Origin of the sequence: Thermobacillus composti KWC4, assembly GCF_000227705.2 — a bacterium.
GTDB lineage: Bacteria > Bacillota > Bacilli > Paenibacillales > Paenibacillaceae > Thermobacillus > Thermobacillus xylanilyticus.
This window is the reverse complement of record NC_019897.1, coordinates 2,267,470-2,279,869: the sequence shown is the minus strand read 5'-3', so window position 1 is coordinate 2,279,869 and position 12,400 is coordinate 2,267,470. Positions and strand designations below refer to the sequence as shown.

The following is a 12,400-nucleotide window of genomic DNA, read 5'->3' as shown; positions in this document are numbered from 1 at the left end:
TGGACAGTGGCCATGCATTTGCCGGCGGCCGGGACGTCCGGGCACAAGGACAATCCGGCGGCGGGACCGCTGGATATGGCGGCGCTTTTGACAGCCGCCTATGATTTGGGCGACATGATCAATCAGTCGGCCGATGCTGCCGATTATTTATATTGGAAGGCGCAGCTTGCGCAGGATGAGGAAGCGCAGGCTTTGATCCGGCGTTTCCGCAAGGCGAAGGAACGTTTCGAGGAATGCAGCAGGTTCGGCCGCTTCCACCCGGATTATCACGAGGCGAAGCGGGAGGCGGCCGAGCTGCAGCGCCAGCTTGACGAATGCGTGTCGGTCCGCCGTTTCAAGGCGGCCGAGCAAGCCGTGGACGACATGCTGCATGAGATCGCCGTCCTTCTCGCGAGGGCGGTGTCGGACGACATCAAGGTGCCGGGCAGCGGCTCGGTGCAGGGCGGATGCGGCAGCGGATCGTGCAGCGGCGGCTGCGCGAGCTGCGGCTGACGGACCGGCCGCGGCTCTCCGCCGCTCCGGCTGCCGATTTCCGTGCGGAAGCCTGTACGGCAACTTAATATACGGAGGAGAATGCGGATGAACGACGCGCATGAGCAAGAAAGCGGTTCCGCCGCAAACGAAAGCGGTTCCCCGTTTGCGGAACGGGTCGGATATATCGTATGGGTCAACGATCATCGCCTGGCCCGCAATCTGGACAAGTACGGCACGGTGCATTACATTTCGCGAAGAATGAACTATGCAGTCATCTACATGGATGCCGACAAAGCGGAAGATACGATCCGAAACATTGAGCGGCTTCCCTACGTAAAAAAGGCAGAACGTTCTTTCAGGGGTGAAATCCGGACGGAATACTCGAAAAATGTGCCGGACAAGACGCGCTCATACAGCATCTGATCCGGCCGGCGCCATGGAAATCGCCCTGAACGCCGCGTTGTGATAAAATGGAAATCGGGTTGGTACGGAGATTCTCGCATACTGGAGGTGTTCGCGATGAAAGACAAGACGACGGAGCGATGGGGCACGTATGAATCGTTCTATGTCGAGCTCAACGGCAAAAAAGTTGCCGACATCGTCATCACGAACCACGCCAGGATGAGGTGGATCGACCGGATCGAACCGACGCGATCGGAACCTGCCGAAATTGCGGCGTTCATGTGGGAATGCCTGAAGCAGGGAAGGATCGAACCGTACTACCGCAACGAGAATGAAGTTTTCCTGATCGACGATGATCTCGTGTTCGTGGCCGAATTCACCGAAATGCCGAACGAGAGGGACCTGATCGGCGAGCCGCTGCACAAGATGATCGTCGTCACCTTCCTCGGCAGGATGTCCGTGACGATCGAGCTGCGCGATCTGAAATCGTATTATTCGTGGCTCCGCCACTCGCGGCGGATGACGCTCATCAAGAACAGCCGCAAGCGAAAATAACGGACTTACGCACGCACATGCGCGATTTGGCGCATGTGTTTTTTGCGTTTTGAAGAGCGGCATGATGCCGGCCGCCGCGTTTCAGGTATAATGGGGATATGTACGCAAGGAGTGGTTGCCCGTGGCGCTGAACTTTCACCAACTGCATATTTTCTACACCGTCGTCGACAAGGGAAGCTTCTCCGCGGCCGCCCAAGCGCTGCACATGACCCAGCCCGCCGTGACGATGCAGGTGCAGTCGCTGGAAGACTATTTCGGGACGAAACTGCTGCACCGGTCGACGAAACGGATCGAGCTGACGGAAGCGGGCCGGGCGCTGCTCCCCTACGCGCGGCAATCGATTGAACTGATCCGGGAGACGGACGCCGCGATGTCCAGGTTCACACGGCAGCTCAAAGGCCGGCTGCAACTCGGGGCCAGCCTGACGATCGGCGAATATATCCTGCCGCGGCTGCTCGGACCGTTCGGAAAAGAGTACCCGCACATCGCCATCAGCATGAAAGTGATGAACACCGCGCAGATCATGGAGGAGATTTTGAATCATCAGCTCAACTTCGGGCTCGTCGAGGCGCCGGTCCAGCATCCCGACATGCACATGGAGCCCGTCATGAATGACGAGCTGAAGTTGATCGCCCCGGCTTCGCATCCGCTGGCGCAGCGGAGCGAGGTGACGCTGACGGAGGCGATCCGGTATCCGTTCGTCCTGCGCGAACAAGGCTCCGGCACGCGGCTGGTCATGGAAGAGCAGCTGAAGGCGAGGCAGATCGACCCGCGCAGCCTCAACATCGTCATGGAGCTGGGCAGCACCGGAGCGGTGAAGTCGGCTGTGGAGGCGGGCGTCGGCATCTCGTTCGTCTCGGCTTCCTCGGTGAAGCATGAGGTCGCCCTCGGCCTGATCAAGATCGTGCCGCTCGCCGACGCCGAGTTCAAACGGGAATTCTACTCGATCTATCTGAAATCGGCGCTCCTGCCGATCTCGGCCGTGACATTTCTCACTTTCCTGAGAGAGAGGGATCTGCGCCAATGGCTGTAAAACTTGCGGCGGGACGCGCCGATCTGCATACGCATTCGACCGCGTCGGACGGGACGGGATCGCCGGCGGACAATGTGCGGCTCGCGCTGGAGTCGGGGCTGGCCGCCGTCGCCCTCACCGACCACGACACCACGGCCGGCCTCGAGGAAGCGCTGGCGGAAGGCGAGCGGCTCGGCATCCGGGTCGTCCCGGGCGTCGAACTGAGCACGATGCAGGACGGACTGGAAATTCATGTGCTCGGCTATTTTCTCGACTGGCGCGACGGACGCTGGCAGGAGCGGCTCGCCTCGCAGCGGGACGCGAGGATGAGGCGCAATGCGATGATCATCGAACGGTTGAACGCGCTCGGGATGCCGGTGACCATGGAAGAGGTGGAGCGCGCCGCCGCCGGACGGTCGCCCGGCACATCGATCGGACGGCCGCACATTGCGGCGGTGATGGTCGAGAAGGGGTACGTCGCGTCGAGGGCCGAGGCGTTCGACCGTTTCCTCGGCAGCGCGGGAGCGGCTTATGTGCGGGTTCCCCGTCCGACGCCGCTGGAGGCCGTAAACTGGATTCACGAAGCGGGCGGCGCGGCGGTCATCGCCCATCCCGGGCTGTACGGGCGGGACGAGCTGGTGGAGGCGCTGTTGCGCGAGGGGGCCGACGGCGTTGAAGCGTATCACTCCGACCACGGCCCTGACGATGAAGCGCGGTACGCGGCGATGGCCGAGCGGCACGGTGTCATCGCCACCGGAGGATCGGATTACCACGGCGCGCGCGGCGGCGAGGTATTCCACGGTCCGCTGGGCGGCAGAACCGTGGATGCGGCCGTCGCGGATCTGCTGGAGGCGGCGAGCCGGAAATATCGATGACGGCGGGCGGACCGCCGTCATGCTTTTACGTCACCGTCCGGACCGGCAGCGCCTTGATCCGCTCTTCGTCCGGCGTCACGAACAGCGTTTTCTGATGGTCGTAGATGACGAAGCCGGGCTTGGCGCCGCTCGGCTTGCGTACGTGGCGGATCAGCGTGTAGTCGACCGGCACGAGGCTCGATTCCTTGCCCCTGCTGTAATACGCCGCCAGCATCGCCGCTTCCTCCAGTGTCGCGTTGCCGAATCCGGTGCCGCGGATGACGACGTGGGAGCCGGGGATGTCCTTCGTGTGCAGCCAGGTGTCGTTCGGCGACGCCAGCCGGTTCGTCAAATACTCGTTCTGCGTATTGTTCTTCCCGACGTAGATGGGTACGTTCTCCGAAGAAGTATAGCAGAGCAGCGCCGGCCGGGACGGCTTCCGCTTCTTCGCTCCCGCGCCGCCCCGCTGCTTCAGATAGCCCTGCTCCGCAAGCTCTTCCCGGATTTCCTCGATGTCCTGCAGCGATGCCGTCTCCAGTTGCGCAAGCAAGGTATCGAAGTACGCAATTTCCTCGCGCGCCGCTTCCATCTGGGCCGCCGCGGCCGTTATGCTGTTCTTCGCCTTGTTGTAGCGCTTGAACCAGCGCTGCGCGTTCTCCGAGGGCGTCAGCTGCGGATCCAGTTCGATCGTGACGACGGGCTGCCGCTCGTCGTAGTAGTCGATCACCTCGACGTAAGGCTGCCCTTTTTGAATGGCATGCATGTTCGCGATGATCAGTTCGCCGGTGATCCGGTACCGGTCCGCCTCCTTCGCTTCCTCCAGCGTCGCTTCCAGCTTCTCGATCTTTTTCTCGTTCTTCGTCTTTTCGTTCAGAAGAAAGCGGTGCAGGTCGGCCGACTTCTGGCGGACGAGATCGCGTTCGGCCTTGTCTCCGTAGTAGATTTCGAGACATTCCAGAATGGAATCGAACGTGCGGACGTCGCCGTCCAGATGGGTCAGCCGGGTCACCGAGAAAAAGGTACGGCCGTCTCGATCCACGATATTCGGTTCATACCCATGCGAGCGAAAGCCCTCCATCACGTCCCGGAACGCCCGCCACAGCGCTTCCGTGCCGTCCGGAGCGTCTGCTGCCGCCGCGCGATGGACGATCTCGCGCGCAAGCAGCGGGCTGATGCCGGCGTAAGCGTCGACCAGCCGTCTGTCCGGAGGCGAGTCACCCTCCGCCGGCCGGAGCGATTCGGCGAACCGGGCGAAGTCCGGGACGGCGAGCGGGTCTGCCTTCGCCTGTTCCGGCGGCGGTGTGTAGGCGCTGCCGGGCATGACGACCCGGTAGCTGCTGATCGCCGGCGTGACGTGATGGATGCCGTCGTAGATGCGGCCGGTCGCCGGGTCGGTCAGGATGATGTTGCTGTGCCGGCCCATCAGTTCGACGACGATCCGTTTGAGCGAAATGTCTCCGAGCTCGTCGCGCTGGCGGATGTCGATATGCAGCACCCGTTCGCATCCCGGCTGCGTGACGGTTTCGATGACGCCGCCTTCGCAATGTTTGCGCATCAGCATGCAGAACATGGGCGCTTCAAGCGGGTTCGGCTGCGGCCGCGTGACCCAGTGAACCCGCGGATAGGTCGGATTCGCCGACAGCAGAAGCCGGGATTGCCCGCGCAGTCCGCCGCCGCGAAGCTGCAGCACGAGCGTATGATCATCAGGCTGATGAATGCGATGAATGCGGGTTCCGGCGAGCTGCCGGAGTTCGTGCGCGATCGCGCGCACGACAATGCCGTCGAGTGACATCGGAAGAAAAACCACCTTTGACGTAATGCGTGCCTTGACATTTCTCTATCATGCCATAGTTCGGAGAAAAACTTAAGCGCATTCTGCGGCCGGTATGGAGAAAGTACGGCCTTGATTGACCGCCTGAAATCACGAGCACCGCGCAGAGAGCTGTGAACCGGCCCGATTCGGCCCGGATTTTGCCATCGCAAAAATTATAATCTATCTTGCAAATTTACACCCCTTCGGCGCAAATGGGATATTTCGCCGGTTGTCCGAATACATTATCCCTGTAACGAGGCTGTCCGCCCATTCGTTCCTGACGGGGGCCGGAGAGCGGATTACGGGAGGGAGACGGATGGAACAAAAGATGTGGCACCGGCTTGGCCCGCGCGAACTGGTCGAGGCGCTCGGGAGCGATGCGGCGAGCGGGCTGTCCGCGGCAGAAGCGGCGCGCCGGCTTGCCGAGCACGGCCGGAATGAATTGGCGGAAGGCAGGCGCACGCCGCCGATCGTGCTGTTTCTGAACCAGTTCAAAGACTTCATGGTGCTGGTGCTCATCGGAGCGACGCTGATCTCTGGGCTGCTCGGCGAATATATGGACGCCGCCGCAATTCTGGCCATCATCGTGCTGAACGGCGTGCTCGGCTTCATCCAGGAATATCGGGCCGAGCAGTCGCTGCGCTCGCTGAAAGCTCTGTCCGCGCCGACGGCGCGCGTCGTCCGGGACGGGACGGTGCAGGATATCCCGGCCGCGACACTTGTGCCGGGCGACATCGTCATCCTCGAGAGCGGCGACCGGGTGCCGGCCGATCTCCGGCTGCTCGAAGCGAGCAGCCTGTACACGGAAGAGTCCGCGCTGACGGGCGAATCGGTGCCGGTCGAAAAATCTGCCCGGCCGATCGACGAAGACGGGCTGGGGACGGGCGATCTGAAGAACATCGGCTTCATGGGCACGATGGTGACGCGCGGCACGGGCCGCGGCATCGTCATCCGCACCGGCATGCAGACCGAAATGGGCAAAATCGCCCACATGATCGAACAGGCGGAAGAAGCCGAGACTCCGCTGCAGCGGCGCCTCGCGCAGCTCGGCAAAGTGCTGATCGCGGTGGCGATCGCGCTGACCGTGATGGTCGTCATCGCAGGCATCCTGCACGGTCAGCCCGCCTACGACATGTTCCTGGCAGGCGTCAGCCTCGCCGTCGCCGCCATTCCGGAAGGGCTGCCGGCGATCGTCACGATCGCCCTGGCGCTCGGCGTGCAGCGGATGATCCGCAGGCGGGCGATCGTACGCAAGCTGCCGTCCGTCGAGACGCTCGGCTGCGCCACGGTCATCTGCTCGGACAAGACGGGCACGCTGACACAGAACAAAATGACCGTCACCCGGCTCTGGACGGGCGGCCGCACGCTTGAAGTGACCGGGGAAGGCTACGTGCCGCGGGGCGAGGTGCTCGAGAACGGCGCGCCGGCCGACCTGAAGCGGGATGCCGCGCTGCGCCGGCTGCTGCAGGTTGCGGCGCTGTGCAACAACGCGCGGCTGGTCCGCGCCGGAGAAGACGGGCAGCCGCGGCGCGCGGGCAGGCAGGCGGAGGCCGCGGAAGAATGGATCATGCAGGGCGATCCGACGGAAGGCGCGCTCATCGTGCTGGCGGCCAAGCTGGGCGTCACGGTGTCGTCGCTCGAAGGATTGTACCGTAGGGAAAAGGAATATCCCTTCGATTCGGAGCGCAAGCGGATGTCCGTGCTGGTCAGCCACCAGGGCGGCCGGATCGTCTGCACGAAGGGCGCGCCCGACCTGCTGATGGAGCAGTGCGCCTATGTGCTCTGGGACGGCAATGTCGTGCCGTTCACGCCCAGCTTAAGGCAGAAGGCGGCCGAAGCCGCGGAGAAGATGGCCGAATCGGCGTTGCGCGTGCTCGGCCTCGCCTACCGCGATCTGCGCCCGCAGGATCCGACGGACAGCGAAGCGGACGTCGAGAAGCAGCTCATCTTCGTCGGCCTGGCCGGCATGATCGATCCGCCGCGCCGGGAAGTGCTGGGCGCGATCGCGACCTGCCGGCAGGCGGGCATCAAGACGGTGATGATCACCGGCGACCACCGGCTCACCGCCGAGGCGATCGCAAGCCAGCTCGGCATTCTGCCGCGCGGGGGCCGGTCGCTCGACGGCCGGCAGCTCGAGGCGATGACGGACGCGCAGCTTGACCGCGTCGTCGAGGATACCTACGTCTACGCCCGCGTTGCGCCGGAGCACAAGCTGCGCATCGTCAAGGCGCTGCAGCGCAAGGGCCATGTCGTTGCGATGACGGGCGACGGCGTGAACGACGCGCCGGCGATCAAGTCGGCGGACATCGGCATCGCGATGGGCATCACGGGCACGGACGTCTCGAAGGAGGCTTCTTCGCTCGTCCTGTCCGACGACAATTTCGCGACGATCGTCGCGGCGATCGAGGAAGGACGCGGCATCTACGAAAATATCCGCAAGTTCATCCGCTACCTGCTCGCGTCCAATGTCGGCGAGATTCTGACGATGTTCCTGGCGATGATGTTCGCGCTGCCGCTGCCGCTCGTTCCGATCCAGATTCTGTGGGTCAATCTGGTGACGGACGGTCTGCCGGCTATGGCGCTCGGCGTCGACCAGCCCGAGAAAGATCTGATGCGCCAGCCGCCGCGCGGATCGCGGGAGAGCATCTTCGCCCGCCGGCTCGGCTGGAAGATCATCAGCCGCGGCTTGCTGATCGGCCTGTGCACGCTCGGCGCGTTCGTCCTGACGCTGCGGTCGAGCGGCGATCTGCAGCGGGCGCAGACGGTCGCGTTCGCCACGCTCGTCATGGCCCAGCTCATCCATGTGTTCGACTGCCGCAGCTCGCGCTCGATTTTCCACCGGAACCTGCTGGAGAACCGCTGGCTCGTGCTGGCCGTGCTCTCTTCACTGGCGCTCATGATTCCGGTGCTGTACGTCGAGCCGCTGCAGGCGATCTTCAAGACGGTGCCGCTCGGTTTCCGCGATTGGTCGCTCGTGTTCGTGGCCGCCGGCATCCCGACATTCGTGATGGGCATCGGCAGCGTGCTCGGATCGCCCGGCAGCCGCAAGCGGCGGCGCATCACATACGGCGGTCCGCGTCCCGTCTCGTCCTGATCTGACACGCAATCTGGCATGTTTTCCGGGACCATGCCTGCTTCATTCGGATAAGTGCAAACAATCGACGGATGGATCAATACTCTTGGCCCGCGCAGCCGGGTATGCTGACAGCATAGTACGCGGATACGGCGATATCGCCGGAAGCCAAGGGAGTGCAAAGTCTGTGGAGTTTGTGAAAATGCATGGTCTCGGGAACGACTTCATCGTGGTCGCGGGGGAGCGTGAGCTTCCGGAGGGCGCGTCGGGCCTTGCCGTCCAGCTGTGCGACCGCCATTTCGGCATCGGCGCCGACGGCCTGGTGTACATCCTGCCGTCCGATCGCGCCGATTTCCGCATGCGCATCATGAATCCGGACGGCTCGGAAGCCGAGCAGTGCGGCAACGCGATCCGCTGCGTTGCGAAGTATGTGTACGACCGCGGGCTGATCTCGAAGGATACGGTCACGATCGAGACGCTCGGCGCGAGCGTGCAGCAGCTGCAGATTGCGGCCGAAGGCGGCAAAGCCGCCAAGGTGCGGGTGGACATGGGCGAACCGATTCTGAATGGCCTCGCCGTTCCGACGACGATTGACCTCAACCCGGTGATCGGGCATCCGATCGAAGCGGAAGGCCGCACGTTTCATTTCACGGCGGTATCGATGGGCAATCCGCATTGCGTCATTTTCGTGGACGACGCGGCGTCGTTCGATCTGCACAAATGGGGACCGCTGCTCGAGACGCACCCGCTGTTCCCGCGCAAGACGAACGTCGAATTCGTCACCGTCGCTTCGCGGACGCACGCCGTCATGCGCGTCTGGGAGCGGGGAGCGGGTCCGACGCTGGCATGCGGCACGGGCGCATGCGCGACGCTGGTCGCGTCGGTGCTCGGCGGCCTGACCGACCGGACGGCGACCGTATCGCTCGCAGGCGGCGATCTGCTCATCGAATGGAGCGAGGAGGACAATCACGTGTACATGACGGGTCCTGCGGCGGAAGTGTTCACCGGAACGCTTGCCTGACGGCGCCCGTACCGTTAACATAAGGGCATAAGACTTGCCCCGGAAGCAAGGAGAGAAGCGGCCGGACTTCATGCGGGCTGCTTTTCTGCTGTCTGCGGCTCCCGGGCGCCGCTGGGAGGATTAAGGATGAAACCGGTTTTGCGGGATGCGCTGCGGACTGCGGTGCTGACCGGAGACGGCGCGATGGGGACGTATCTGCATCAGCTCGGGTATCCGATCGGCGTATCATACGAGGAATTCAACATGACCCGGCCGGAGACGATTGCGTCCCTCCACAAGCAATATTACGATGCGGGCGCGCGCGTCATCGAGACGAACACGTTCTCCGCGAACGCGGAGCGGCTCGCCCGTTACGGGCTGGAAGATGAGGCGGCGCGGATCAACCGGGAAGGGGTGCGCATCGCGCGCGAAGCGGTCGGCGCGGACGCCTGGGTCGTCGGCGCTGTCGGCGCGATCCGCACCGGACGGCTGACCGCCGTGGGGACGCCGGCGGTCGAGCGAGCCTTCGCCGGGCAGATCGATGCGCTGCTCGATGCGGGCGTGGACGGCATTCTCCTTGAGACGTTCTACGATCTCGACGAACTGCTGCTCGCGCTTCGCCTCGTGCGGGACCGCTCCGACGTGACGGTCATCTGCCAGCTGGCGGCCGTCGGAACGGGGCTGCTCTACTCCGGACTGCCGATCGGCGAAGCGTTCCGCCGGCTCGAAGATGCAGGCGCCGATGCCGTCGGCTTCAACTGCGAGAGCGGGCCGAACGGCATTCTGCACGCGATCGACGCGCTGGACGGCGCGGTGAAGCTGCCGATTTCCGTCTTTCCGAACGCGGGCGGCGCAGACTACGTCGACGGCCGGTATACGTACGCCGCCGGTCCGGCGTATTTCGGCGATTGCGCGCGGCGGTTCGCGGACCGCGGCGCGCGGCTGATCGGCGGCTGCTGCGGGACGACGCCCGAACATGTCGCGGCGATCGCCGCCTCCCTGGCCGGCTGGACGCCGGGCGCGGCGGCTCCGGAGCGGACGGCGGAGGCCGTACAGGCTTCCGCGCCGCAAATCCGGGTGAACGCGGAACCCGCGCCGACGGGCGGCGGCGAAGCCCCGGGCGGCGGAGACGGGCCGACGATCGTCGAGCTCGTCCGGCAGCGGCCCACCGTCATCGTCGAACTGGATCCGCCGCGGGATCTCGACACCTCCAAATTTATGGCCGGCGCGAGAGCGCTGCGGGATGCGGGGGCGGACGCCCTTACAATGGCCGACAATTCGCTCGCGGTGACGCGCATGAGCAATCTGGCGCTCGGCGCCATCGTGAAGGAGCAGGTCGGCATCCGGCCGCTCGTGCACATCGCCTGCCGGGACCGGAACCTGATCGGCACGCAGTCGCATATGATGGGGCTGCACGCGCTCGGCATCGACCATGTGCTCGCGGTGACCGGTGATCCCGCGAAATTCGGCGACCTGCCCGGATCGAGCTCGGTCTACGACATGACCAGCTTCGACATGATCCGGATGATCAAGCAGCTGAACGAGGGCATCGCGTTCTCCGGCAAGCCGCTCAAGCAGCGGGCGCGCTTCGTCGTCGGCGCCGCCTTCAATCCGAACGTCAAACATTTGGACAAGGCGGTCCGGCGGCTGGAGAAGAAGGTCGAGTCCGGCGCCGACTTCATCATGACGCAGCCGGTGTACGACGCCGCGCTCATCGAGCGGATCGCCGACGCCACCCGGCATATCGGCGTGCCGATCTTTATCGGCATCATGCCGCTCGCGAGCGGACGAAACGCCGAGTTTCTCCATAATGAGGTGCCGGGCATCGAGCTGTCGGACGAAGTCCGCAGGCGGATGGCCGGACTGGAGGGCGAAGCCGGCCGGACGGAAGGCGTCCGGATCGCGGAAGAGCTGCTGGATGCCGCGCTTTCGTTTTTCAACGGGATCTATCTGATGACACCTTTCATGTTCTATGACATGACGGCGAAATTGACCGGTTACGTGCGCGCGAAAGCGAGCGTGAAAACGTCCGTTATCTCTTGTTCCTCCGGAGAAAATGAATTAAAATAGAGTCCAATGGTTACACCTGCCACGGATCGGACCGGAAGACGCCGCGGCCCAGCCGGGCCGTAAGCGGCCTAAAGGCCGAACGATGGCGGCGCGAACGTATGCTCCGGCCGCCGGATGTCAACAATAGTGCAAAGCCGCCCGCATACGCAGCGCCGGAATTGCGTTAGCGATCATGCCTGTTCCGTTGGTGACGGATCATCGCGGCAAGCCCCGCATGCGGGGCGGAACGGCATGACGACCGGGAGGAGACCACAATGGCAATCAAACTGATCAATATCGGATTCGGCAACATCGTGTCGGCCAACCGGATCATTTCGATCGTCAGTCCGGAATCGGCGCCGATCAAACGGATCATCCAGGAAGCGCGCGACCGCCACATGTTGATCGACGCCACTTACGGAAGGCGCACGCGGGCTGTCATCATTACCGACAGCGACCACGTCATCCTGTCTGCCGTGCAGCCGGAGACGGTGGCGCACCGCCTGTCCGTGAAAGAAGACGACAACGACGAATGAATTGGGGCGTATCATGAAACAGGGATTGTTGATCGTGTTGTCGGGACCGTCCGGCGTGGGCAAAGGGACCGTCTGCAGAGCGCTTCGCCGCATGATGCCGGAACTCGTCTATTCCGTGTCCGCGACAACGCGTGCGCCGCGGGCCGGAGAGGCCGAAGGCGTGGACTACTATTACAAGACCCGCGAGCAGTTCCAGGAGATGATCGAACGCGGGGCATTGCTGGAGTATGCCGAGTACGTCGGGAATTTGTACGGCACGCCTCGCGAACCCGTCGAGCGGACGATCGCGGAGGGCAAGGACATTATTTTGGAAATCGATGTCAAGGGCGCGCTGCAGGTGAAGCGGAATTATCCGGAAGGCGTGTTCATTTTCCTGCTTCCGCCGTCGCTTGACGAGCTGAGGCAGCGCATTTCCGGGCGCGGCACGGAGACGGCCGCCGTCATCGACACCCGGATGTCGGAAGCGAGCAGGGAGATCGGCATGATCACCGAATACGATTATGCCGTCGTCAACGACGAAATCGAGGCGGCCTGCCGCCGCATCCAGAGCATCATTACCGCCGAACATTGCCGGCGCGACCGCATCGTGAAGGAATATTCGGGACTGATGCCCTTCATCCATAAAGCGTGAA

Annotated in this window: 11 protein-coding genes; 10 read left to right on the top strand and 1 reads right to left on the bottom strand. The window is 63.6% G+C overall.

The window, feature by feature from the left end; translation table 11 throughout:
* Positions 1-12: 12 nt before the first annotated feature.
* The 5 genes from THECO_RS10720 (at position 13) to THECO_RS10700 (ending at position 3,318) form a co-directional block, all read left to right on the top strand.
* Positions 13-492, top strand: coding sequence for a YlbF family regulator (locus tag THECO_RS10720; protein WP_015255064.1), 480 nt, complete (start codon positions 13-15; stop codon positions 490-492).
* A gap of 87 nt (positions 493-579) precedes the next feature.
* Positions 580-897 carry a YlbG family protein gene (locus tag THECO_RS10715; RefSeq protein WP_015255063.1) on the top strand — a complete coding sequence of 106 codons (318 nt, stop codon included), beginning with the start codon at positions 580-582 and terminating at the stop codon, positions 895-897.
* Positions 898-993: 96 nt separating this feature from the next.
* Positions 994-1,431 (top strand): hypothetical protein, encoded by a 438-nt coding sequence (locus THECO_RS10710; protein ID WP_015255062.1) that lies wholly within the window; start codon positions 994-996, stop codon positions 1,429-1,431.
* Positions 1,432-1,552: 121 nt separating this feature from the next.
* Positions 1,553-2,464: a selenium metabolism-associated LysR family transcriptional regulator gene (locus tag THECO_RS10705; protein WP_015255061.1), complete on the top strand. Its 912-nt coding sequence runs from the start codon at positions 1,553-1,555 to the stop codon at positions 2,462-2,464.
* The gene (locus THECO_RS10700; protein WP_015255060.1) at positions 2,455-3,318 is read left to right on the top strand and encodes a PHP domain-containing protein; all 864 of its coding nucleotides are present in this window, start codon (positions 2,455-2,457) and stop codon (positions 3,316-3,318) included. Before THECO_RS10705 ends, THECO_RS10700 begins: the two co-directional genes overlap by 10 nt.
* A gap of 25 nt (positions 3,319-3,343) precedes the next feature.
* Here THECO_RS10700 and THECO_RS10695 read toward each other — a convergent pair whose 3' ends face one another.
* Positions 3,344-5,089: an Rqc2 family fibronectin-binding protein gene (locus tag THECO_RS10695; RefSeq protein ID WP_015255059.1), complete on the bottom strand. Its 1,746-nt coding sequence runs from the start codon at positions 5,087-5,089 to the stop codon at positions 3,344-3,346.
* Positions 5,090-5,426: 337 nt separating this feature from the next.
* Here THECO_RS10695 and THECO_RS10690 point away from each other — a divergent pair, with 337 nt between their 5' ends.
* The 5 genes from THECO_RS10690 to gmk all read left to right on the top strand — a co-directional run bounded on the left by THECO_RS10690 (position 5,427) and on the right by gmk (position 12,399).
* Entirely contained in the window at positions 5,427-8,204 is a 2,778-nt protein-coding gene (locus THECO_RS10690; protein ID WP_015255058.1) for a calcium-translocating P-type ATPase, SERCA-type, read from the top strand.
* 166 nt (positions 8,205-8,370) lie between these two features.
* A complete protein-coding gene (gene dapF / locus THECO_RS10685; RefSeq protein ID WP_041853878.1) occupies positions 8,371-9,204 on the top strand; it encodes a diaminopimelate epimerase in 834 nt (277 codons plus the stop codon).
* Positions 9,205-9,330: 126 nt separating this feature from the next.
* Positions 9,331-11,253, top strand: a complete 1,923-nt coding sequence (locus tag THECO_RS10680; RefSeq protein WP_015255056.1) for a bifunctional homocysteine S-methyltransferase/methylenetetrahydrofolate reductase — start codon at positions 9,331-9,333, stop codon at positions 11,251-11,253.
* Positions 11,254-11,507: 254 nt separating this feature from the next.
* Entirely contained in the window at positions 11,508-11,768 is a 261-nt protein-coding gene (gene remA, locus THECO_RS10675; RefSeq protein WP_015255055.1) for an extracellular matrix/biofilm regulator RemA, read from the top strand.
* 13 nt (positions 11,769-11,781) lie between these two features.
* Positions 11,782-12,399 (top strand): guanylate kinase, encoded by a 618-nt coding sequence (gene gmk / locus THECO_RS10670; protein ID WP_041853877.1) that lies wholly within the window; start codon positions 11,782-11,784, stop codon positions 12,397-12,399.
* Position 12,400 lies beyond the last annotated feature (1 nt).

What these genes read in the sequence shown, in the direction of transcription:
- THECO_RS10700 (WP_015255060.1), top strand. Translation starts at nt 2,455, where the DNA reads ATGGCTGTAAAACTTGCGGCGGGACGCGCCGATCTGCATACGCATTCG.
- THECO_RS10690 (WP_015255058.1), top strand. Translation starts at nt 5,427, where the DNA reads ATGGAACAAAAGATGTGGCACCGGCTTGGCCCGCGCGAACTGGTCGAG.
- THECO_RS10680 (WP_015255056.1), top strand. Translation starts at nt 9,331, where the DNA reads ATGAAACCGGTTTTGCGGGATGCGCTGCGGACTGCGGTGCTGACCGGA.
- gmk (WP_041853877.1), top strand. Translation starts at nt 11,782, where the DNA reads ATGAAACAGGGATTGTTGATCGTGTTGTCGGGACCGTCCGGCGTGGGC.
- remA (WP_015255055.1), top strand. Translation starts at nt 11,508, where the DNA reads ATGGCAATCAAACTGATCAATATCGGATTCGGCAACATCGTGTCGGCC.
- THECO_RS10720 (WP_015255064.1), top strand. Translation starts at nt 13, where the DNA reads ATGCATTTGCCGGCGGCCGGGACGTCCGGGCACAAGGACAATCCGGCG.
- THECO_RS10710 (WP_015255062.1), top strand. Translation starts at nt 994, where the DNA reads ATGAAAGACAAGACGACGGAGCGATGGGGCACGTATGAATCGTTCTAT.
- THECO_RS10695 (WP_015255059.1), bottom strand. Translation starts at nt 5,089, where the DNA reads ATGTCACTCGACGGCATTGTCGTGCGCGCGATCGCGCACGAACTCCGG.
- THECO_RS10715 (WP_015255063.1), top strand. Translation starts at nt 580, where the DNA reads ATGAACGACGCGCATGAGCAAGAAAGCGGTTCCGCCGCAAACGAAAGC.